Source organism: Corynebacterium canis (assembly GCF_030408595.1).
Taxonomy (GTDB): domain Bacteria; phylum Actinomycetota; class Actinomycetes; order Mycobacteriales; family Mycobacteriaceae; genus Corynebacterium; species Corynebacterium canis.
Genome location: NZ_CP047080.1, coordinates 1312808 through 1334716 on the forward strand (window position 1 = coordinate 1312808; position 21909 = coordinate 1334716).

The 21909-nt window shown below is 60.3% G+C and carries 16 protein-coding genes; 14 read left to right on the forward strand and 2 right to left on the reverse strand.

Going from position 1 to position 21909, the window contains the following annotated elements; genetic code table 11:
• The first annotated feature begins 330 nt into the window (after positions 1–330).
• The 7 genes from CCANI_RS05785 to CCANI_RS05815 are packed head-to-tail and all read left to right on the forward strand — an operon-like array spanning position 331 to position 6759.
• Positions 331–2013, forward strand: a complete 1683-nt coding sequence (locus CCANI_RS05785; protein WP_146323346.1) for a nitrite/sulfite reductase — start codon at positions 331–333, stop codon at positions 2011–2013.
• Entirely contained in the window at positions 2010–2258 is a 249-nt protein-coding gene (locus CCANI_RS05790) for a hypothetical protein (RefSeq protein WP_146323347.1), read from the forward strand. The genes CCANI_RS05785 and CCANI_RS05790 overlap by 4 nt, the downstream gene beginning before the upstream one ends.
• Positions 2233–3015 (forward strand): phosphoadenylyl-sulfate reductase, encoded by a 783-nt coding sequence (locus CCANI_RS05795; RefSeq protein WP_146323348.1) that lies wholly within the window; start codon positions 2233–2235, stop codon positions 3013–3015. Before CCANI_RS05790 ends, CCANI_RS05795 begins: the two co-directional genes overlap by 26 nt.
• Positions 3012–3929, forward strand: a complete 918-nt coding sequence (cysD, locus tag CCANI_RS05800; protein ID WP_146323349.1) for a sulfate adenylyltransferase subunit CysD — start codon at positions 3012–3014, stop codon at positions 3927–3929. Before CCANI_RS05795 ends, cysD begins: the two co-directional genes overlap by 4 nt.
• Positions 3929–5125, forward strand: coding sequence for a sulfate adenylyltransferase subunit 1 (locus tag CCANI_RS05805; RefSeq protein ID WP_146323350.1), 1197 nt, complete (start codon positions 3929–3931; stop codon positions 5123–5125). The genes cysD and CCANI_RS05805 overlap by 1 nt, the downstream gene beginning before the upstream one ends.
• Positions 5126–5827: a sirohydrochlorin chelatase gene (locus CCANI_RS05810; protein ID WP_146323351.1), complete on the forward strand. Its 702-nt coding sequence runs from the start codon at positions 5126–5128 to the stop codon at positions 5825–5827.
• Positions 5828–5841: 14 nt separating this feature from the next.
• Positions 5842–6759, forward strand: coding sequence for a sulfite exporter TauE/SafE family protein (locus CCANI_RS05815; RefSeq protein WP_146323352.1), 918 nt, complete (start codon positions 5842–5844; stop codon positions 6757–6759).
• Positions 6760–6770: 11 nt separating this feature from the next.
• Here CCANI_RS05815 and CCANI_RS05820 read toward each other — a convergent pair whose 3' ends face one another.
• On the reverse strand, positions 6771–7835 hold the full coding sequence (locus CCANI_RS05820) for a serine hydrolase domain-containing protein (protein WP_290211544.1): 1065 nt from the start codon (positions 7833–7835) through the stop codon (positions 6771–6773).
• A 178-nt stretch (positions 7836–8013) separates the two neighbouring features.
• Between CCANI_RS05820 and CCANI_RS05825 the strand changes: the two genes are divergently transcribed.
• The 6 genes from CCANI_RS05825 to gatB all read left to right on the forward strand — a co-directional run bounded on the left by CCANI_RS05825 (position 8014) and on the right by gatB (position 19304).
• The gene (locus CCANI_RS05825) at positions 8014–9042 is read left to right on the forward strand and encodes an ATP-dependent 6-phosphofructokinase (RefSeq protein WP_146323354.1); all 1029 of its coding nucleotides are present in this window, start codon (positions 8014–8016) and stop codon (positions 9040–9042) included.
• Between the two features lie 188 nt (positions 9043–9230).
• Positions 9231–10097: a DUF4132 domain-containing protein gene (locus CCANI_RS05830; RefSeq protein ID WP_146323355.1), complete on the forward strand. Its 867-nt coding sequence runs from the start codon at positions 9231–9233 to the stop codon at positions 10095–10097.
• A 4-nt stretch (positions 10098–10101) separates the two neighbouring features.
• Positions 10102–14700 (forward strand): hypothetical protein, encoded by a 4599-nt coding sequence (locus tag CCANI_RS05835; RefSeq protein ID WP_146323356.1) that lies wholly within the window; start codon positions 10102–10104, stop codon positions 14698–14700.
• A gap of 74 nt (positions 14701–14774) precedes the next feature.
• Positions 14775–14930, forward strand: coding sequence for a hypothetical protein (locus CCANI_RS05840; RefSeq protein WP_186750031.1), 156 nt, complete (start codon positions 14775–14777; stop codon positions 14928–14930).
• 722 nt (positions 14931–15652) lie between these two features.
• Positions 15653–17677 carry a vWA domain-containing protein gene (locus CCANI_RS05845; RefSeq protein WP_186750033.1) on the forward strand — a complete coding sequence of 675 codons (2025 nt, stop codon included), beginning with the start codon at positions 15653–15655 and terminating at the stop codon, positions 17675–17677.
• 121 nt (positions 17678–17798) lie between these two features.
• Positions 17799–19304 (forward strand): Asp-tRNA(Asn)/Glu-tRNA(Gln) amidotransferase subunit GatB, encoded by a 1506-nt coding sequence (gene gatB / locus CCANI_RS05850; RefSeq protein WP_146323357.1) that lies wholly within the window; start codon positions 17799–17801, stop codon positions 19302–19304.
• 905 nt (positions 19305–20209) lie between these two features.
• Here gatB and CCANI_RS05855 read toward each other — a convergent pair.
• A complete protein-coding gene (locus CCANI_RS05855) occupies positions 20210–20902 on the reverse strand; it encodes a LysE/ArgO family amino acid transporter (protein WP_146323358.1) in 693 nt (230 codons plus the stop codon).
• Between the two features lie 71 nt (positions 20903–20973).
• Between CCANI_RS05855 and CCANI_RS05860 the strand changes: the two genes are divergently transcribed.
• Positions 20974–21843, forward strand: a complete 870-nt coding sequence (locus CCANI_RS05860) for a LysR family transcriptional regulator ArgP (protein ID WP_146323359.1) — start codon at positions 20974–20976, stop codon at positions 21841–21843.
• Positions 21844–21909: the final 66 nt, after the last annotated feature.

Consider the following 21909-nt stretch of genomic DNA (forward strand, 5'->3'; position numbering starts at 1 on the left):
TTCCGCAGCCACCGCCGGTTAAATGTCGCCAAACAAACTATTGAATATAATTAGCTAGGGGGAAATGTCTAAGCGCTATAGACCAGCCGGTATGCGCCCTTGTCGCATCCCGCTTTTACAACGCCAAACAGCAGCACGTTTCGCCTCCCCGCGCGCCATTTCGACGTTCCATGAATTTAACCAATTCACCCATTTCACCGCCTTTTTATACCAGCTGAATTGCGCTCAAAGCACCAAGGGTCATTGAAACAGACCGAGCTGTATGTTTTACTGTTCAGCACTACGTTTTCACGAAGGACCAGCCCGAACTACGTTTCAAGGATTTTTATTATGACTCCACCAACTACCGCGACCAAGAAGCGCCCCCCGCGGGCGAAGAAACCCGATGGCCAGTGGCTAGTCGATGGCACCGATCCATTAAACGACGATGAACGCATCAAGCAGGAAGACCCCGGCCTGTCCTGCAAGCAGCGCATTATCGAGCTGTATTCGCAGCAGGGCTTTGATTCCATTTCCGCCGAGGACCTCGCCCCGCGCTTTAAATGGGTGGGCCTGTACACGCAGCGCAAGCAAAACCTGGGCGGCGAGTTCACCAGTTCGATGACCAATGCGGAGCTGCAGGACAAGTATTTCATGCTGCGCGTGCGTTTCGATGGCGGCGTGGTGTCCACGGAGCAGCTGCGTGTGGTGGGCGAGATTTCCGCGGAGTACGCGCGCGGCACCGCGGATTTTACGGATCGCCAGAACATTCAGCTGCACTGGATTCGCATCGAGGATATGCCCGCCATCTGGGACAAGCTGGATAACGCGGGCCTGTCCACGCTGTTGGGCTGCGGCGACGTTCCCCGCGTGATTCTCGGTTCGCCGGTGGCTGGCATTGCGGCCGATGAGATCATCGACGGAACCCCGGCGATCCAGGACCTGGTGGATAATTGGCTGGAGCGCGAGGAGTTCCATAACCTGCCGCGTAAATTCAAGTCGGCTATCTCGGGCTCCCCGCGCCAGGACGTCACCCACGAGATTCAGGATCTCGCGTTTATCGGCGTGAATCACCCTGAGCACGGCCCCGGTTTCGATGTGTACGTGGGCGGCGGTTTGTCTACGAACCCGATGCTTGCGCAGCGCCTCGGAGTCTGGGTTTCCCTCGAACAAGTGCCCGAAGTCTGGGTAAATACCGTACGTGTGTTCAGGGATTACGGGTATCGACGCCTCCGTAACCGCGCCCGCCTGAAGTTCCTGGTGGCAGCGTGGGGCGTGGAAAAATTCCGGCAAATCCTGGAAGAGGATTACCTCGGCTACAAGCTGGCCGATGGCCCCGCGGCGCCGGTCAATCCCGGAAACCGGGACCACATCGGCGTCCATAAGCAAAAGGACGGCAGGTTTTACGTGGGCGTGAAGCCGACCGTTGGCCACGCAACGGGCGAGCAGCTCATCGCGATTGCCGACGCCGCGGAACGCCACAACGTTTCCCGCCTCCGCACGACCGTCGATAAGGAATTGCTCTTCCTGGACGTGGAGGAGTCGCAGGTAGAGCCGCTTTCGGGGGCACTGGAAGAGGTCGGCCTGTACACCAAGCCCAGCGAGTTCCGGCGCGGCGTTATATCGTGCACGGGCCTGGAGTTTTGCAAGCTCGCGCTGGTCACCACGAAAGCACGTGCGATTGAGCTGGTGGACGATCTGGAGCAACGCCTCGGCGACCTCGATGTGCCGCTGCGCATCAGCCTTAATGGTTGCCCCAACTCCTGCGCCCGCACCCAGGTGGCGGACATCGGTTTGAAGGGCCAGCTGGTCACCGATGATGAAGGCAATAAGGTGGAAGGCTTCCAGGTGCACCTCGGCGGCGCCCTTGGTTTCGACCCCGATTTCGGCCGTAAGCTGCGTGGACACAAGGTCACGTCGAAGGAACTCGGCGACTATGTGGTGCGCGTCGTCGGCAAGTACAAGGAGCAGCGCGCCGAGGGCGAACACTTCCGCGAGTGGGTGCTGCGTGCTGCGGAGGAGGACCTGCAATGAGCCTGCGCCGCAAGCCAAACGCCAACCGCAACTTCCCGCAATACTGCCCATATTGCGCGGGCACCGAACTCTTTCCAGATGTAGAAAACGAGTTCGCCTGGAACTGCGGGGAATGCCGCCGCGTGTTCTCCGTCATGTTCTACGGCCAAGACGACCCCGATAATGCCCCCGCGCCCAGTGCCTCCACGGCGCAAGCGTTGCGAACCAGCCTAGAAACCCATGGACACCATCATGTTGCCTTTTAACACAGTGTCAATCTTCCGCGACCCAGAGGTCAGCCCCGAGGGCCCGCGGACCACCGAGCCGCTGTTGGACGCCGTGAAGCGACACAATGCGCAACTCGTGGAAACCTATGCTGACCAGCTCTATCACGCCGACGCCGGCACGATTCTGGAATGGGCCCACGAGCACGCGTCCGGGCAGATTGTGGTCACCCTTTCCATGGAAAATACGGTGCTTGCGGAGCTGGCGGCGCGGCACCTGCCGAACGCGGATTTCCTGTTCCTGGACACCGGCTACCACTTCGCCGAGACGTTGTCCGTGGCCGCGCAGGTGGAGCAGCGTTACCCGCAGCGTTTGGTCACTGCGCGCCCGCTTCTCGACGTCGCGCACCAGGACGCCGCCTACGGAAAGGACCTGTTTCAGCGCAACCCGGCCGCATGTTGTCGGATGCGGAAGGTCGAGCCGCTGGCGGTAAGCCTCAGCCCCTATGTTGGCTGGATCACAGGATTGCGGCGTGCCGACGGCCCGACGCGCACCAATACACCCGCCTTGGCGTTGGACGCTACCGGGCGTTTAAAGATTTCCCCACTGGTGACCTGGTCACTCGAAGACACCGAACGTTTTATCGCCGAAAACCAATTGATCGAACACCCGTTAACCCACCAGGGCTACCCGTCCATCGGGTGCGCCACCTGCACCTTGCCGGTGGCCGAAGGAGAAGACCCCCGTGCTGGCCGCTGGGCCGGGCACGCCAAAACAGAATGCGGATTACATACATGACTACTGCCCTTACAACGACTGCCCTGTCCCCACACCTCAAGGATTTGGAAAACGAATCCATCCATATCTTGCGCGAGGTAGCGGGGCAGTTCGACCGCCCGGCGCTGCTCTTTTCCGGCGGTAAAGACTCCGTTGTGGTGTTCGAATTGGCGCGCCGCGCATTCGCTCCGGCTGCCGTGCCTTTCGAACTTTTGCACGTGGATACCGGCCATAACTTTCCGGAGGTGATTGAGTTCCGTGATCGCCTGGTAGCCGACACCGGTGCGCGGCTGCGGGTGGCGCACGTCCAGGATTGGATCGACCGCGGCGATGTGGTGGAACGCCCCGACGGCACCCGCAACCCCCTGCAGACGGTTCCGCTGGTAGACACCATCAACGAGGCGCGTTACGACGCCGTCCTGGGCGGCGCCCGGCGCGATGAAGAGCGCGCCCGCGCCAAGGAACGCGTGTTTTCGGTGCGGGATTCCTTCGGCGGTTGGGATCCCCGACGGCAACGACCGGAGTTGTGGAGTTTATATAACGGTGGGCATCTGCCGGGGGAGAACATTCGTGTGTTTCCCATCTCTAACTGGACGGAGGCCGACGTGTGGGAATACATCGGCGCTCGAAACATTGAGCTACCGCCGATCTATTTCGCGCACGAGCGGGAAGTCTTCCAACGCGACGGCATGTGGTTGGCCCCCGGCGATTGGGGCGGCCCGCGCCAAGGAGAGGCGGTGGAGATCAAACGGGTGCGCTATCGCACCGTTGGGGACATGTCGTGTACCGGCGCCGTCCTATCGGACGCCACCACCGTAGACGATGTGATCCGCGAGATCGCGGCATCCACCCTGACCGAACGCGGCGCCACCCGCGCCGACGATCGTTTAAGCGAATCAGCAATGGAAGACCGGAAAAAGGAGGGCTACTTCTGATGACCAGCGCATTACAAACCCGAGAAACCCTGCGCCTGTGCACCGCAGGTTCGGTCGACGACGGCAAGTCCACCTTTGTCGGACGCTTGCTGCACGATACCAAGAGCGTGCTCGCCGACCAGCTTTCCGCAGTGGAGCGCACCTCCAAAGAAAAGGGCCTAGACCAGCTGGACCTGTCCTTGCTGGTGGATGGGCTGCGTGCGGAGCGCGAGCAGGGCATTACCATCGACGTGGCCTATCGCTACTTTTCCACCCCGAAGCGAACGTTTATTCTGGCGGACACTCCGGGCCATGTGCAATATACGCGCAATACGGTCACCGGCGTATCCACCTCCCAGGTAGTGGTGCTTTTGGTGGATGCCCGCAATGGCATCGTCGAGCAAACGCTGCGCCACCTGCGCGCCGCCGAATTGCTGGGCGTGCGCACCGTGGTGCTGGCGGTAAACAAGATCGACCTCGTGGATTTCCGCGCGGACACCTTCCGGAAAATCGAACAAGAGTTTGTGGAGGTTGCGGAGGCTTTTGACGAGGTCTACGTGATACCGATTTCCGCGCTGCTGGGTGACAACGTGGTGGAGCCGAGCGCACACATGCCGTGGTACGACGGCCCCACGGTACTGGAGGTATTAGAAAATATTTCCGTGACCTCCGGGCGCGCCCAGGAACTGGATTTTCGGTTCCCGATCCAATACGTGATCCGCGATCACGCCACGGATTATCGCGGCTACGCCGGCCGCGTCACGGCGGGCAAGATCCGCGTCGGCGACACCGTCAGCTTGGGCGGCGGGCGCGCCAGCGTGGTCAGTGGAATCGACACCTCGGATGGCCCGGTCGAGCTGGCGCAGGCGGGCGATTCGGTGGTGCTGCTGCTGGCCGATGATATCGATCTTTCGCGCGGAGATTTGATCGCAGGCGAAGCGCGTCCGGCCTCGGTGCGGAGCTTTAGCGCCACCGTGGTGGGCCTAGCCGATAAGGAGGTTCGCGCAGGTCAACAGGTGCGCGTGCGGTACGGGACCTCGCTGGTGCGGGCCCGGATCGCCGAAGGTTCGTGGGGGCTCAACGACGTCGCCGATGTGCGAATCGAATTGGCCTCCGAACTACCGGTGGAACCATACGCGGCCCGCGGTGCCGTGGGCGCGGTGCTGATTATCGACCAAGCCACCGGCGACACCCTAGGCGCAGGGTTGGTGACGTAGATGGTTGCATTGATTGTGCTTGCGCACGGGTCGCGGCATCACGCCGCCCCGCGCGGCGTCGATAAGCTCACTGCCGCCGCGGGTGCCCTGTTGGGTGTGGAAGCGCGCACTGGGTACCTCGATTTGAACGAGCCGCTATTGGCCGATGTTGCGTTCGAACTTGCGGAGGCCGGGCACGAGCGGGCCATCGTGGTTCCGCTGCTGTTTACGCGGGCCTTTCACGCGAAGGTGGATGCGCCGGCAGCGGTGGCGGAGGCGGCCGCGCTCAGCGGTATGCACCTCGAACTGACAAGCGGTCTTGGCACCAGTTCGGATATCGCGGCGATCCTTGCGCAACGCGTGATCGCCGACGCGCCGCCCGCAGCCGAAGTCGCTTTGTATTCGGTGGGTACGAGCCAGGCGCGGCCCAATTCCAGCGTCGCGGCGCTGGCCGAACAAGTGGCCGAATTGACGGGTCGGCGGGTGCATACAACGGCCGCAACCTGCGGGAAAAGCGTACAGGATGTCGCCGTTGATTGCGCGGATCTGCACGTCCTTCCGCTCTTTGTGACGGAAGGGTTATTGCTGGACAAGGTGACAAAAGCGATGCATCAAATCGCCGCAGACACCGATACGCGGCTCACCGTAAGTGCGCCGCTGGAAACCGCGCTGGCGGACATCGTCGCCGCGCGTTATCGCACAAGTGTTTATGTAGCTGCATAAGGAGGGCGAAACTCATGAGGAAACTATTATTTATCGCATTGGCGGGTGCTGCCGCCGAACTTATCGACGGTGCCCTCGGCATGGGCTTCGGCGTAACCGCCAGCACCGTATTGATCGCCTTCGCCGGCCTCGGTGCGGCACAAGCGAGCGCAATCGTACACACGGCCGAACTTGGTACGACCTTGGCGTCCGGGGCCTCGCACTGGAAATTCGGAAACGTGGACTGGGGCGTGGTGCTGCGCCTCGGTATCCCAGGCGCGATCGGAGCTTTCGCAGGCGCCACCATCCTGAGCAATATTTCCACGAAAGCCGCGGCGCCGATTACCGCAGGCATCCTCGTGGCCATCGGCGTTATGCTGCTGGTGAAATTCTCGCGCGGGCGGTCCACCCCGCCGGCAATGAAACAACCATATAATCCCGTGTTCCTTGCGGGGCTCGGCGTATTCGGTGGTTTTATCGATGCCTCCGGTGGCGGAGGCTGGGGCCCCGTGACCTCCTCCACGCTGATGAGCCTCGGGCGCACCGAACCACGCCGCGTGATCGGTGCGGTAAACACGGCGGAGTTCCTGGTGACGCTGGCCGCGACGCTCGGATTCGTGTTCGGTTTGTGGCATGACCTGGTGGAACACGGGCTGGCCGTGCTCGGGTTGCTGGTCGGTGGCGTGATCGTGGCACCCATTGCGGCGTGGCTGGTCAGCCGACTGAACCCCTTCCTGCTTGGTGGCATCGTGGGCACCGGGTTGATCTTCCTGAACTCACCGAAACTCCTTGCGCTTACTGACTTCAGCGACGGGACCGTGTGGGGTATCCGCGGCGCCGTGTTGGTGATCGGCCTGGGCCTGAGCGCGCTGGGCGTGTGGCGTTCCCACAAGACCGGTCGCGGCGAAGTGCCGGTGGCAGACAAGGAGCCGGCATTGGAGGGAGCTCGTTAGAGCCTGTAGGTCTAGGTCCGCCCGCTGGGGTCGGTGCAACTATCCAAGATGGTGAACGCCACGTGCTCCAGCTCGGCTGCGGCGGTATCGGCGGCGAGGAATACGCCTTGGCGTGATTGGGGGTGGATTACCAAGATGGAACGGAAACCACCGGTACCGCCGTCGTGCCACACCATGCCTTGCTTTGCTGGCGCCCATGTGTAATCGGGGGTGCCGTGTTCGATTAGGTAGTCGATCCATCGGCGCATGTCGCGGGCGGTGGATCGTAACGCCCCGGCGGGCTGATAACCATCCATTTCCCAAGTTGCTGCGGCTCGACCAAATTCGTCGTATCCGGTGGCTGTTGGGTAGTCGTCGGTGTGGGCGAGTAGCGCGGTTTCGCTCATGCCCAGCGGGGTGAGCAGCGACGTTTGCAATAAATCAGCGTAGGTGGTGCCGGCGTCTAGGGCGAGCAATTGGCCGAGCAGTGCCATTCCTACATTTGAATAGTTTTCCGTGCCGATATTGGTGAGTGGGGATTGCAATGCTGCGGTGATGACGTCTTCACGCGAAATCCCCGCATAGGGGTTGGTGTTGAAGAATACGGAAGTATAAATAGTGGTTGCGGAGATACCCGCGAGGCGGGGGAGCCCTGAGGTATGGCGAGCAAGTTCGCCTAACGTTCGGCTTGCGAGCGGGCTTTCCGTGATGGTTTGTGGCGATATTCGTAATGTTTCGTGGTGTGGGAGGAGAGCTTCGCCGATAGTAGTTTCCTCGGTAAGGCTTTCGGATTTGCGTAGGAGCTCGGCGGTAAAAGTCTTGGTGATGGAGCCGATATCCACAGGGGAATGCTCGGTAAAACCTAAACCTGCGGCACGGGTGGCATTGGGGGTGACGCAAAGCGCAGTTATCTGGTGGGTGCCGGTTTTGGCGTTTGCTTGCAAGACTTTAGCGAGTTCGGGATCGCCGGTTTGTTTGCTTGAGAGTTTGAGTGCATCAAGGCGGTACGTTACGAGGGCAGTAATTGCTAGCAGGCTGGTGATGATGAGAGCGGCAGTTGCGCCGAGGAAATAGCTGAGCTTTCGGTGTTTTCGCAAGGGTACGGCTTTCTTCGGGAGGGTTGGGGCATCAACCACGAGATTACCGCAATTTTGGAAGTTTGGAAATTTAGATTCCCTGTGTTTTCGTGTGACCGATGAGGGATTCGCCACAAGCCGGATATATGGATCACTTCCGTTCGGGCAGACTCAAAGGGTTCGGGCTAGTATCGGAACTATGCGTATTGCCACACTGACTTCCGGCGGCGACTGCCCGGGACTGAATGCTGTTATCCGTGGTATTGTCCGTACCGCCTCCTCTTATGGGTCAACGGTTGTTGGTTATGAAGATGGCTGGGTCGGCTTGATGGAAGATCGCCGCATTCAGCTCTATGACGATGAAGGAATCGACCGCATTCTTCTTCGCGGCGGCACTATTCTGGGCACGGGTCGCCTGCACCCTGAAAAGTTCAAGCAAGGATTGGACCAGATTAAGGCGAACCTTGCCGACGCCGAGATTGACGCTCTGATTCCGATTGGCGGCGAGGGCACCCTGAAGGGTGCAAAGTGGTTGTCCGATAACGGCATTCCGGTGGTCGGCGTGCCGAAGACCATTGATAATGACGTCAATGGCACGGACTACACTTTCGGTTTTGATACCGCTGTGTCTGTAGCTACTGATGCGATCGATCGTCTGCACACCACCGCCGAATCCCACAACCGTGTGATGATCGTGGAGGTCATGGGCCGCCACGTCGGTTGGATCGCACTGCATGCCGGCATGGCCGGTGGCGCGCACTACATCGTGATTCCGGAGGTTCCGTTCGATATCGCCGACATTTGTAAGGCGATGGAGCGTCGCTTCCAAATGGGGGAGAAGTACGGCATCATTGTCGTCGCGGAAGGCGCGCTGCCCAAGGAAGGCACAATGCAATTCGATGAGGGCGGCGTTGACCAATTTGGTCACCAAACCTTCAATGGCATCGGCCAGGTTATTGGCGATGAAATTAAGCAGCGCCTTGGCCATGATGTGCGCACCACCACGCTCGGCCACATTCAGCGCGGCGGTACCCCCACCTCGTACGACCGCGTTCTGGCTACCCGCTACGGCGTGCACGCTGCGCGGGCCTGCGAAAACGGTGATTTTGGTAAGTGTGTTGCGTTGCGCGGCGAGCACATTGAGTTGATTGACCTGCAGGAAGCTGTTGGTACGTTGAAGGTTGTTCCTAACGGCCGGTACCGCACCGCGCAGGCATTGTTCGGATAATTGTTTGGTTGTTATAGCACCTCCGAGAACCCGCATTGAGGCGGATTTTCCGGGGGTGTTTTTCTTTGGCTATTTGTTCGAATTTTACGCTGGGCCGGAGTTTTGTTTAGCCGCGTTGCTATCTTGAATGGTGAAAATTCTTCGCGCTTTGAGAGGCTTTATAAATCGTGGCAGTAAGTAAGAAACCGGTGGCTGATACCACTGAAGAAGGGTGGATCGACGCTGGTACATATAGTTTTAAGCTCGAAGATGGGAACATTCTTGCGCGCAACGCCAAGGGGAAATTGCTCAAAACGGTCCCGGCAAAGGCGAAACGTCTCGAGCAATTCGAGCAGCTCGATGGCTTAAGGGTATTCCTCGCGCAGCATGAGGAGCAGTGTTTGGAATTCGTTCGGCGGTGGTTTTTGGAAAGTTTGCCGGTGCCGCTGAGCGTGATTTGTTCGGTGTGGCCGGACCCGGCGTGGCGGAAGTTCCTCAACGACGTGATTGTGTCGGACGGCCAGGTCACGGGCTTTTTGCGCGCCGCGGACGACGCTGGCATCCAAATCGTCGACCTCGATGGGGAATCGACCACAATTCCGTATAGTGATTCCGCTACCGTGCTGATCCAGCATCCCGCGATCATGGAGGACCTTGAGGATTGGCGCGAGTTCGCGGTGGAACTCGGCGTGACGCAGGGCCTGGACCAGCTGTTCCGAGATGTGTACTTAAAGCCTGCGGACGCGGATGGCAGGCTGGCGGCCGTCACGGCATATTCGAACGGAAAGTATTCCCGCGCGGCGACGCTGATCGGCAGAAGTCGCGGCGCCGGCTTTAAGGTCACCTTGAACTCAGTTTCGATCGACGTGCGCGAGGACGGGGAAACCGTTACCGCAACGTTGGAGATTAGCGCGTGGAGCATGGATGATTCCGCCTCTTTGGGTCGGCTGACGTTCGCAAAGGGGTACCAGAGTTTGGCAGCTGAAGATGTGGGCCCGATCGCCTGGTCCGAAGGCATTCGTATGTGCGAATTTGTGTACGCAGGCCGCTCTGTTGAAAAGCAAGAAGGGGAGTAGAAAAATGGCGAATTCAGTATTAGAAATGGGCGGTATCCTGCCAAAATCCGAGGGTTGTCCGGAACGGGCGAGCGAATTAGCCGCCGTCACCTTCAACCACTTCGGTCGCCCAATTGTTCGACTTGTTGCCAGCGAGCTGGCGGTGGCCGAGGAATTGGCCGTGAGCTCCCTTGGCCTCGAGCGCGAATCCACCGAGGTAGTGGGTGCATCCGTGCAGCGTGCGGTGGGTTTCCCGGCGTGGCCGATCATCCACGACCCGGAAAACGCCCGCCACGCTTTGAACTTGGTGGGGGATTTGAATTGGGCTCGCCGCCATGCGCGCAACCGTGCGAAAAACGTAAAGGAGCGTTTCGACGCCCTGACCGCGACGTTGACGGCATCCGCACCGCACTTTGTGCCCACGCTTTTGGAGGAGTTAAGCCGTGTGTTCGTAAGTGTGGAAAACGAGCAATATGCGAGGCAATACTTTACTAAGGCTCGTGATATCGAACGTGCGTATGCCATTCCGATAGATGCGGAGCGGCACCGTGCGGTCTTCCTAGAATTCGCCATTGCCGGGGTTGTCGCCGCGCGCGAACTTACCAATGAAACCAAAGCCGCACTCGAACGCTTCGCCGACCCCAAGGAAGCATTCGAATATTTGCTCGACATTAATACCGAGCGTGTGCGCGCAGGTGTGGAGCCCTATGCGTATATGGTTCGTGATCTCCGCCGGGCGGGCAAGGCCGCTGGTTTCAAGCCCGCCGAGGTGGATGATCGAATCATCGATGCGGTGCTTGACCTGAAGGCGACGGTGAATGCGCCGGATCGTTTTTGGGAGGACATCGAGCCTTCGCTGGTTCGCTATGCGAAGCAACACGCCCAGGCACGGAAAAAATTGCTCCATATTTACCCGCGTAGCTACAGCATGGCGGCTTGGATTGACTTCCTGAAAGAGTCGGGTTGTATTCCCGAGTTGCGGGAAGACCGCCAACGCCACGCCGCGTGGTTGATGCGGCTGATCAAATGGCATGGGGGCGCCCTCGCCGAAGAGGACGGCCGCTTGGTGGCGGAGGCAGAGTTCGCGGCGGAGTATTTGAAGTCCCGAGTGCTCAAGGTGAGCCTGAATCGTACGCCGCTGAGCTTGCTGGACGCGCTGGCTGAACGCGGCGTCGAATTCGACCTAAGTGGCGTGACAGCCGGATATTGGCGTGACACGCCGGATTGGAGCAAGTGGCTCGGGGCAGATTTTGAAAATCATCGGCGATCGTTGAAATTTGTGGCCAAGCATCCGGCATTGCGTGAGCATCTGGTCGATGCGATAAAGCCAAACGACCTAGACGCGTATCTTGATGTGTTCCTAGCCCACGAGGGTGCCGTAGAACTCTTGGCCGCAAAGGTTGATGCGTTGGTGGCGCAACGAGCCAGCACTTGCGGCAGCATCCCCAATAATAAGGACTATTTGGATGTGGTTCGGCACTTCGCCAGGCCGGAACTTGCGGAGCGCATCGGCAAACCGGTTGAGCAGCTGTTTGCATTCGATGCGGCGCTTGAGTTTCAAACGGCCATTCGTCGCGGCACATTCGCGGAATACACCTGGCCCGCGTACGAACAATCCGTTGAACGCCTGTGCAAATTGTCCGGCAAGCAGGACTATTTGGTATTTGAAACCTACCCAGCCGTCGCGGTAGTCAGCGGCGAGCACCTCGAGATCATCGACGGCGATGAGGTCATTTTCACCGCTGAACTGCCCGCTAAGTACTCAAGAATTTCCGCCGTGCGGCTGGTGGAGGACGATGCTGTCATTGTGTACGAGCCGCAGAACACCTGGTACGACCATGTGCTGTGGCTTCGCGGCGGAGCCACCGCCAAGGTTGGATATATCTATGGCGGCAGGCAAGGGTATTCGCTGCCGGTTGCGGGCGGCCGCTTAACGGCCCACGGGCTCCTTGCCCCGGGCGAGGTTTCCTTCGGTTCCGATGGTGGCACCGTGATGGCGGTAGCTCCCACCGGCGTCCCGGCCTATACCAGCAGGTACGCCCGGCAAAGTCCCGACGAGCTTTGGGATGGCAGCAGAACTCATTCCATTGACCGCGACACGGAGGATTACCTGGCCACCCTGGGGATCAAAGATTTATTCAAAATCCCGGAAAACGCAACGGTCGCGCTGGGCTTTAGCGTGATTATTCCCGCGCAACCGACCACGCTGGATAGCCCGCTGGGGGTCGAACGAGGCGCGCACATCTGCCTGCAGGTAGTGGTGGATAAGGAACGGTGGTTATTGAGCAGCCACGGTACGTACAAAATTGCGGGTTTGTTTTCCGCCGTCTTGCGCCGTCCCGGTGGCGGTTTCTGGTTCGCCGAAGGCGGCAATATTTTCGATCAAGAAACCGAGCTTCCGATCGAGTCTGCGTATCAGTCCACCACCCGTTGCGCCAGCGTAGAGTCGTTGCCGGAGGAGGGGTGGCATCAGCTGCGCCCGCGCAATGAGCAAGCCAGCGCACGGATGCGCAAGTACACATTGAAGCAGGCGCGGGCCGTGATGCAGGCGGCTCAGGTAATGGAACCAGCCACGGACGCCGCCAGCAAAGCGGTCGATCATCCGTTCAAAAAGGCGGTGCAGGTTTTGGCGTCCGCGGTCCGCGAACTCCAGCACGTCCTCGAGGATAGTGATGCGGCGGCGCCGGAGATTACGCGGGTGCTTGGCGCGCAATTGGGCACGACCGATCCCAGCTTTATCGGGCCGGTCGCCGATATCGCGGCAAAGGTGGCCTCGCAGGCGGGTTCGTTCGCAGAGTTGCGGGATGCGCTGCATGTGCCGCTGGAGCAGCGGCAGGCTGACGGCGAGCAAGCACAGGCTCCCATCACCGAAGCTGGGTTTCAAGTATTGGATAACTTTATCGAACGCGGCGATCGCCAAGACGTCGAATCCATTGCTTACGTTTTCCATCACATCCGGGCGTTCCAGCAGGGGATTCAGGGTGTGAAGCTGCAGTCTGATCGTTGGTTCTCAGTGCGCTGGCTCGATTTGGCAGGCAATGAGCGCTATCTCTTGGCCGCAGCGGGGTCGCCGCAGCTTGCGGAGGTATATGGCGAGCAGCCGGTGCGTGATTTCATTGCGTTTTTGCGGGCGGGCGTGCAGGCCGGGATCTTTGGCCACGGTTGGCACAAGGTTGACCTGATCCTGCCGCGCGACGCCGATAATGCGTTCCCGTTCGCAGCATTTACGCCGATCGAAGATTATTTCTTCCTTAGCAGCGGGAATGAGTGGCGCAATAACGCGTCCGTCAAGGTCGTGGAATTGTGGGTTCCAAACGACGGCCGCACGGAGATTTCCGGCTACCCGATCGAATCTACGGTCGAGTCGTTCCCCCTCGATGCCGCGGCATTCCTGGCCGGGCTCGATGCGGTGGAGGCGCAATTGGCGGGCCGTAAGTTGTCCGCCGAGGCCTTGGAAACGCTCACCGCGGGCACGTATTTGACTGCCGACGCCGCGTCCTACCTGTTCGGCGGTATGTTCGGCCGTTACGCGTGGCAATCAAGATTCCTGAGCAAGGAGCAACGCGCCGCACTCGGGATCAGCGTGGTCGGCGAAAAGTCTGCTCGCCTGCAGGTGCGCGCCTTTAGGAAGCACACCAAGGCGCTGTTGGCGTCGGCGGTGCCGCTGGAAAACCCGTCTGCGTATGTGACCGCAGGTCCGGATGTGCAAGCGGTGGCGAAGTATTGGGCGGCGAATATCGGCACGAGCACGGTGCGCCTGAGCGATGCGGAAGCCACTCAGGTGTGCTCCGCGGGCGAGGTGAACCTGCCACACATATTCGATCTTGACCTCGCGGAATTGGAGTCCCGCAATAATGATTTCGCGGCGGCTAAGCTCATCGCCCCACTGCTCAATATCGCCGCGAGTCGGCCCCTGAATGACCCCAGCCGCCCGATCCTTGCGGAGCATTTGCGGGCCCTGCGTGCATGGGTGCAGCAACAATTTCGGGCCCCGAAGGAAAAGCTGTGGACGCGCCTCGCCGCGGTTGATTTCGGTACGGAATATGCCAAGCTGCCCATGAACAGTAGCTTCTCCGTGCTCAAGCTCCTGAGCGAGGGGCATCTCGACGCCCTGATCGCAGACCTCGCACACGTGTACGACGTGGGCGGTGATCCGCACGATCCCGCAGTCGCCGCGCCGGAGGTTCTCGCGGAGATGTCGTCCGAGCTCGGGATCAGCACGGATGCCGCCCGCTATTACTCCCAATTGCTGGCGTTGATGCAGCCGACCGATGCGAATATTCGTTCGTGGAATGGCTGGCGCAAAAAGGACATCGACCAAGCCGCCGCCGAGCTTGTGCAGCGCGGCCTGCTCCTCGAGGCGACGCGTTCCGGCGCCGGCCGCAGCTACTTTTTGCCCGGCGGTTGGCTCTCCGGATCCACGGGCAATAAGCCGGTGGAGGTATGGAAGGCGCCGCATTATATGTTGTGGCAGGATTCCGTTGTGCGCCCGGTTTTGGATGGCGGCCTGCCCCTCGTACCGTTCAAGCAACTTTTCGAGGAGGTGTGGGAGCGCTACGCGGGCGGCGATACCCCCGGATACGAGGAGCTGAAAACCACGCGGTACCGGTCGCGGCGTCGATAATTACTCATGAATTGTTATCGATTATTTGACGTTGTTTGAGTTTTCCCCTAACAACGTTCCTTACGATAGCAATCATGTTCACTTCTGATAAGGAAATCCTCAAGGCGCGGCGGCTGATCTCGCCGAGCAGGGCGTTAAGCCTGAGCGGCACCATCAGCCTGTCCGCGCTGCTAGCCGCAAGTGTGTCCGAAGCGGCCGCCGCCGAACCGATGCCGGAAAGCGACGCCTAAAACACCGTGTTGCGTGACGACGTCGCGGTTTCGCCACGGCGCGCAGTGGTTGCGGTTCGCACATATGGGTGTTCGAGGGGGAGGGGAGCAAATGTTGCAATTACGCGGCGGCGCGGGGGTTTCGATACGCACGAAACTTTATGTATGGGGTGAGCGGGGAAAACAACGGATAAGAAAAGCTAAAGATTTTTCTCAGGAATGGGAATAGTTTCGGGGGTCGATGCATTATTATTATACGTCACATGCCTCCATTATTCGGGCGGGGAGTTTGTCTCAAGTTTGCCCGTTTGGCGGTTGTTTGGGGCTGAGTTTCGGTGAGTATTGTATGAGGGTGCACCGCCGCAGTGTTCCCTTATCTTTTTGTGTTGCGCGCGGGGGCGGAATTCTTTGTTTGGTCCGAATCCGTGGCGGCGTCCGGCGCTGTGCGCTGGGGTTGGGGTCGGGGCGCTCGCGGGGTGTGGGTGTGTTTGGGCCGTGTGTGGACGCTTCGAAAAGTTGTCCACAAACGTATTTCGGGCAAATGGCTGACCGATAAAACAGTTGCGCGCTATCAGGTTTGGTGCAGCGTAATTCCGTTTCGGCTAAGGGTGAGCTTGTTTTCTATCATTTCGGCCAGAACTACCCCTAAAATTGCCACTCCAATGAACGAAATTCCTGAACTAATACTAAGAATCTGGGATTTTGGTAGCGGATCTTGGATCTATTTGTTTCTAATGGATGGTATGAATACGCGAACTACGTTTTGGCAACATCTGTTGAAGTCACGCAGTACTGCTAAACGCTCCGGACCCATTGCGGTGTTAGGAGCGTGTGTGCTGCTGGGGGCCGGTACGCCGGTTGTGTGGGCGGTTGATACTCAATCTGAGGAGAAGTATCCCGATACCGCGCTCATCCTCGATGCTTCCGGTTCGATGTGGGCCCCGGATGCCTCCGGCCAAGTGCGCATGGACGCGGCAAAGGAAGCCACCAAGAAGCTGGTGGAGCAATTGCCCGAGGAGCAGAAGCTTGCCCTGCTCACGTACGGTATCGGCACGGGCAATACCGATGCCGAAAAGGAAGCCGGCTGCCAAGACGTGCACACGCTGGTGAAGCTGGGCGGTGCCCGCGACGAGATCGCCTCCCAGATTGATGGCCTAGTGGCCAGCGGCTACACCCCGATCGGCCCGGCGCTGCTCGCCGCGGAAAAGGAGCTGGATGGCTCCGGTAAGCGCGAGATCGTCCTGGTTTCGGACGGCATTGATACTTGTGCGCCGCCGCAGGTCGCGGATGTGGCGCGGGAAATCCGCGAGCGTTCCGGCGATGACATTGTGATTAATGTGGTCGGCTTCAACGTCAACGATGAGGCCCGCACCCAGCTGCAGGAAGTGGCCAGCGTTGGTGGCGGCGTGTATGCGGACGCCAGCGATGCGGATAGCCTGCTGGAAACGCTGACGGCCAAGACCACGGATGGCGCCAAGGATGGGGACGCCATGGACAAGGATTCCTCCAAGACCTCCGAGTCCAAGACTTCTGAGTCCAAGAGCTCTGAATCCTCCACCTCCGAGAGCGAGTCCTCCACCACGGAAAGCACCTCCGCCAGCGGCGAGCCCGCCACCCCGGAGTCGGCGGAAAATGGCGCGGCGATGGCGCTCGGTGGTCTTGATAGCGGCGATAAGCCCGCGCCCGAGGTGTACAAGAGCACGATCCCGTCGGTGGTGCAGGAGAACGGCCAGGTTGCGGATCAGGAACTGAAGTGGACCGTGGACTTGGAGGAAGGCCAGCAGCTCAACGCCGGTTTCCTGGTTCCCGCGCCTGAGGAAAACACCGTGGCCGGCGGCAATAGCATCACCCTGACCCCGACGCTGACGAATGCGGATGGCAAGACCTGTGTGGCCACCGCGACCGAAGCCAAGGTGGAAAATGATTTCTCCTTTACCCAATCCGCTTCGTTGCTGTCGCCGGTGATCAAGAAGAACTCCGTGTGCGAGCCCGGTAAGTACACCCTGTCCTTGAAGCGCTCCGGCGAATTGGTGGGCGATCAGGATCTGCCGGTGAACGTTTCCTTGTGGGGCGTCCCGCAGGTGAAGGACGGCAAGTTGGCCGAGGCGTCGGATAAGCCCGATGTGCAAGAGGTAACGGTCGGCGACGCCAGCGGCAAGCTGCCCACGGATACGGATATGGCGGCCGCCCCGAGCGTGAAGGAAGGCACCTACGATGTGGAGCTGAAGCCGGGCGAAACCCACTGGTTTAAGGTTCCGGTGGAGGACGGCCAGCGCCTGCAAATGCAGATGGAGGCGGACCCGGTCGGCGCGGACGGCCACAACCTGGGCTGGAAGGTGTTCGGCCCGCTGTACAACCCGATCGAACTTCATGTTGGTGATAAGGGCAATGTTGCGCTCAATGCCAACGAAGCGACCAAGGCGGGGATTGCTACGCAGCCGATCCGCTGGGCAAACCTGAAGGAGGAAGGCCCGGCAGCGAACGGCTTCCTCGCTGGCGAGCAATTGGTGGCGCTGCGTCACACCGCGCCGGAAGGCCAGACCACCCCGGCGAAGTTCCGCCTGGCGCTGGCTAATACGGGCAAGTCCGAGCAGGCCCCTGATTTCAGCAAGGCTACGGGCGTTGCGGAGAATGGCACGGACACCGCCGCGAAGCGTACCAATAGCAATAGCGCAAATGTGTGGTGGCTGCTCTTGCTGCTGTTCACCCTTGTGGGTATTGTTTCGTATGTAGCTGCGCGTAAGAAGTGGGATAGCGACGCCGCTTAAAACCTCCTTTCAAGGGCGCCTGACGTCGGCTTTGGCCGGCGTTTTGGCGTCTTTGGCTCAAGGTGGCTTTTCGGTGGGCTGACGGTAGCGATGCCGCAGGCAGCCGGTATAGTTTGTCGGTATGACTGCAGCGTTTGTTGATCTGATGGATTATGACGAAGTCCTAGAGAAATTCGATCCGGTAATGGGCATGGAAGTGCACGTTGAGCTGGCCACGGAAACGAAAATGTTTTCAGCGAGTTCCGCGCATTTCGGGGCGGAACCGAACTCTAATGTGGACCCAGTCAGCCTCGGCCTCCCGGGCGCGCTGCCGGTAGTTAACGCCAAGGGCGTGGAATGGGCCATTAAGATCGGCCTGGCCCTCAATTGTTCGATCGCGGAGTCTTCCCGCTTCGCGCGGAAGAATTACTTCTACCCGGATCAGCCGAAGAACTACCAGATTTCCCAGTACGATGAGCCGATCGCCTACGACGGCTACCTGGACGTGGTGCTCGATGATGGCACCGAGTGGCGCGTGGAGATCGAGCGCGCACACATGGAGGAGGACACCGGCAAGCTCACCCACCTGGGCGGCGCCGATGGCCGTATCCATGGCGCGCACAGTTCGCTCGTGGATTGCAACCGCGCGGGCGTGCCGCTCATTGAGATCGTCACAAAGCCAATCGAAGGTGCTGGCGAACGCGCCCCAGAGGTTGCGCGTGCCTATGTGAGCGCCTTGCGCGACCTAGTCAAGGCCCTCGGGGTGTCCGACGCGCGCATGGATCAAGGTTCCATGCGGGTGGATTCGAACGTTTCCCTAAGGCGCAAGGGGGCCTCCGAATATGGCACCCGCACGGAAACCAAGAACATCAATTCGTTGCGTTCCGTCGAGCAGGCCGTGCGTTTTGAGATGCAGCGCCAGGCCCAGGTCCTCGAGGATGGCGGCGAGATTATCCAGGAGACCCGCCACTACCAGGAGACCGACGGCACCACCACTCCCGGCCGCGTCAAGGAAACCGCCGAGGATTACCGTTATTTCAACGACCCCGACCTGCCGCCTGTGATCGCCCCCCGCGAGTGGGTGGAGGAGATCCGCGCTACGCTTCCGGAATTGCCGTGGATCCGCAAGGCCCGCATTCAAAAGGAGTGGGAGCTTTCCGACGCCGAAATGCGCGACCTAGTCAACGCCGGCGCTCTCGAACTGATTATCCAAACCGTCGAGGCAGGTACGACGCCCGGCGAGGCCCGCTCGTGGTGGGTTTCCTACCTCGCCCAGAAGGCGAACCAGGCCGGCGTCGAGCTGTCCGTCTTGCAGATTTCCCCCGCCCAGGTTGCCCGCGTGGTTGCGCTGATCCACGAAGGTAAGCTCACCAATAAGCTCGCCCGGCAGGCTGTCGACGGCGTGTTGGCCGGCGAGGGCGATATCGACGAAGTTGTCGCCTCCCGCGGCCTCGAGGTCGTGCGTGACGACGGCGCGATCGAACGCGCCGTCGACGAGGCACTCGCCGCGAACCCCGACATCGTGGAAAAATACAAGGCGGGTAACAAGAAGGTGGTCGGTGCCATCGTCGGCGCGGTAATGAAAGCCACCCGCGGCAAGGCCGACCCCGCCCTGGTGAACAAACTCATCGCCGAAAAGTGCAGCTAGCGGATCGGTGTTGACGATGCCGGCGGTATTTTTGGGCGGCCTTGTTCACTCAAATAAATCCCATAAGTAGACCCCTCCAAATCACTTCACCGCCGAGCCGTCCCACGAAACCACCCCAGCGCCGATGGATTGCTCGCAACCGCCCAGGTCGATTGGTTGTGCGCAACCGCCGACCTGGGGCTGGTCTTTCTATTCTTCATTCGGGGGTCTTACGAAGAAATTCCGGACGAATCTGGACCAAAAACGCCGCAGCGCGTCTTTCCATTCTTCGTTGACCACCCCAAAGAAGAAATTCCGGACGATCGCAGGTCAACGGCTGCACACAACCCATCCGGAACCGCCCGCGACCTATCGGCGGATCACCCGCGGCTTGGTCTCACAAGGCATTTATCGTGCGGTCGCGTTCGAACTTTCTCGAACCAACCCCCTTCGCCGGATCTGCCTCAGGCACATCTCACACGGCCATTTTGCCCACCTGCGGAAACACCGCTGCTCGCCGGGCAGCGTGTCGAATCTGCCTGAGCGGCGGGATCGGGCCGCTAAAACAACCTCCCCAAACCGCCGCACCGCCGGTAGATCTCACGCCACCACCCCGCCCGCCGGTGGGTTGCGCGCAACCGGCCTCGTCGCCCGCGCCTCTCCCGCACCGCGATGGGTTGTGCGCAATCGCTGACCTGGGCTGGTCTTTCTATTCTTCATTCGGGGGTCCAACGAAGAAATTCCGGACGAATCTGGGCCAAAAACGCCCAAAACGCTGCAGCTCGTCTTTCCATTCTTCGTTGAGCACCCCAATGAAGAAATTCCGGACGATCGCAGGTCAACAGGTCAACGGCTGTACACAACCCATCCGGGCACCCCATCCGGGCAGGAACGCGATCAGCATCAAAGGGCGACGGGCCCCTCCGCTAGTGCAGGATCAGCCGGAGGGCGATGCCGACCATCACGAGGCCGATGCCGATATTGACCATCTTGGCGATGCGCGGGTTGGACAATGGGCCGGCGAGCTTGGCCGCGCCGTAGCCGATGGTGGGGAACCACACGACGCTGGCCAGCAGGGCCCCGGTGGCGAAGTACCAGCGGCCGGTTTCGCCGTGCTGGTTGGCTAGATTGCCCAGCATGACCAGCGCGTCGAGGTAGGCGGCGGGGTTTAGCCAGGTCATTGCCAGTGCGGCAAGCGCGGGTTGCACCCAGCTTGGCCGCGTTTTGGCTGGGGCTTTGGTGCGTTCCGCGATGGCCACGCCGCCGGAAGCGGGGGCGTGGGTTTCGGGCGCTGCGGTGGCGGATTCGGATTTGGGCGCGGGTTCGGCGGGTCGGCCGTGGGGTTTCCAGGCGTCGCGGAAACAGGTGTAGGCGAAGTACAGCAGGTAGAAGAAGCCGAACCATTTCAGGGCGCTTAGGACTATGGGTGCGCGTTCCACGATGACGCCGACGCCTGCGGTGCCGCCGAAGATCAGCAGGATGTCTGATACTAGGCAGATGCTCACAACGGCGGTCACGCCAACGCGCGCCATGCCTTGGCGCAGCAGTAGGGCGTTTTGGGGTCCGATAGCGATGATAAGGGATAATCCCATGAGGAAACCGTTGATCGTTATGCTCATAGGTAGAATTCTTGCGCACTCCCCACATTAAGCAAAATTAATTAGGTTACCGCTGGGTTAGAATTGCTAATATGAACTTGAAACACCTGGCTACGCTGCTGGCCGTCCTCGATGAAGGCAGCTTTGAAGCCGCCGCAGACACTCTCGCAGTCACGCCTTCGGCCGTGAGCCAACGCATTAAGGCCCTCGAGGCCCAGGTCGGGCGGGTGCTCGTGCGGCGTACCGTCCCGGCCTCCGCCACCGAGGCCGGCGAGGTCTTGGCGCAGGCGGCGCGGCGCATGGCCCTGCTCCAGGCGGAAACGGATGCCCAGATGCGGGGCCGCATTGCGCGCGTTCCGCTAAGCATTGCAATCAATGCGGACTCCTTAGCCACGTGGTTTCGCCCGGTGTTTGCTACGGTCGCTGGCTGGGGCGGGGCGTCGTTACGCTTATGGGTGGAGGATGAATCGCAATCGTTGCAGCTGCTGCGGCGCGGGGATTGCTTGGGCGCGGTCACCCGCGAGCATAAACCGGTGTCGGGCTGCGATGTGGAACCCCTCGGCGTGATGCGTTATCGTGCCGTCGCCGCCCCCCGGTTGCGCGATGAATACACGGAGGGCGGGGTGCTGGATTGGGCAGCGATGCCGGTGCTGCGCTACGGCCGCAACGATAAGCTTCAGGATGAGGGCCTGCGCGGCCGCGTGACCGAACTCCCTTCCCAACGCCGAGTGTCGCAGATTCCGTCCTCCGAGGGCTTTCTGGAGGCGGCGCGCGCGGGCCTCGGTTGGGCGCTGGTTCCTGATATTCAAGCGCGGTCACTATTGGAATCAGGTGAGCTGGTCCTCTTAGATGACCGTGTTTCTGATGTGGAATTATATTGGCAGCATTGGCGCCTGGAATCGCCCCTCCTCCAGCGGCTTTCCGACGCCGTGGTGGCCACCGCAAGCGAGGCGCTGCGCTGACTTCCTGCAGGTTTGCGCCACGCCGAACATAAATTTCACCCACGAACAGGGCGAACTCGCCTAACC

What these genes read in the sequence shown, in the direction of transcription:
- CCANI_RS05790 (WP_146323347.1), top strand. Translation starts at nt 2,010, where the DNA reads ATGAGCCTGCGCCGCAAGCCAAACGCCAACCGCAACTTCCCGCAATAC.
- cysD (WP_146323349.1), top strand. Translation starts at nt 3,012, where the DNA reads ATGACTACTGCCCTTACAACGACTGCCCTGTCCCCACACCTCAAGGAT.
- CCANI_RS05845 (WP_186750033.1), top strand. Translation starts at nt 15,653, where the DNA reads ATGAATACGCGAACTACGTTTTGGCAACATCTGTTGAAGTCACGCAGT.
- gatB (WP_146323357.1), top strand. Translation starts at nt 17,799, where the DNA reads ATGACTGCAGCGTTTGTTGATCTGATGGATTATGACGAAGTCCTAGAG.
- CCANI_RS05855 (WP_146323358.1), bottom strand. Translation starts at nt 20,902, where the DNA reads ATGAGCATAACGATCAACGGTTTCCTCATGGGATTATCCCTTATCATC.
- CCANI_RS05825 (WP_146323354.1), top strand. Translation starts at nt 8,014, where the DNA reads ATGCGTATTGCCACACTGACTTCCGGCGGCGACTGCCCGGGACTGAAT.
- CCANI_RS05785 (WP_146323346.1), top strand. Translation starts at nt 331, where the DNA reads ATGACTCCACCAACTACCGCGACCAAGAAGCGCCCCCCGCGGGCGAAG.
- CCANI_RS05835 (WP_146323356.1), top strand. Translation starts at nt 10,102, where the DNA reads ATGGCGAATTCAGTATTAGAAATGGGCGGTATCCTGCCAAAATCCGAG.
- CCANI_RS05810 (WP_146323351.1), top strand. Translation starts at nt 5,126, where the DNA reads ATGGTTGCATTGATTGTGCTTGCGCACGGGTCGCGGCATCACGCCGCC.
- CCANI_RS05815 (WP_146323352.1), top strand. Translation starts at nt 5,842, where the DNA reads ATGAGGAAACTATTATTTATCGCATTGGCGGGTGCTGCCGCCGAACTT.
- CCANI_RS05840 (WP_186750031.1), top strand. Translation starts at nt 14,775, where the DNA reads ATGTTCACTTCTGATAAGGAAATCCTCAAGGCGCGGCGGCTGATCTCG.
- CCANI_RS05805 (WP_146323350.1), top strand. Translation starts at nt 3,929, where the DNA reads ATGACCAGCGCATTACAAACCCGAGAAACCCTGCGCCTGTGCACCGCA.
- CCANI_RS05795 (WP_146323348.1), top strand. Translation starts at nt 2,233, where the DNA reads ATGGACACCATCATGTTGCCTTTTAACACAGTGTCAATCTTCCGCGAC.
- CCANI_RS05860 (WP_146323359.1), top strand. Translation starts at nt 20,974, where the DNA reads ATGAACTTGAAACACCTGGCTACGCTGCTGGCCGTCCTCGATGAAGGC.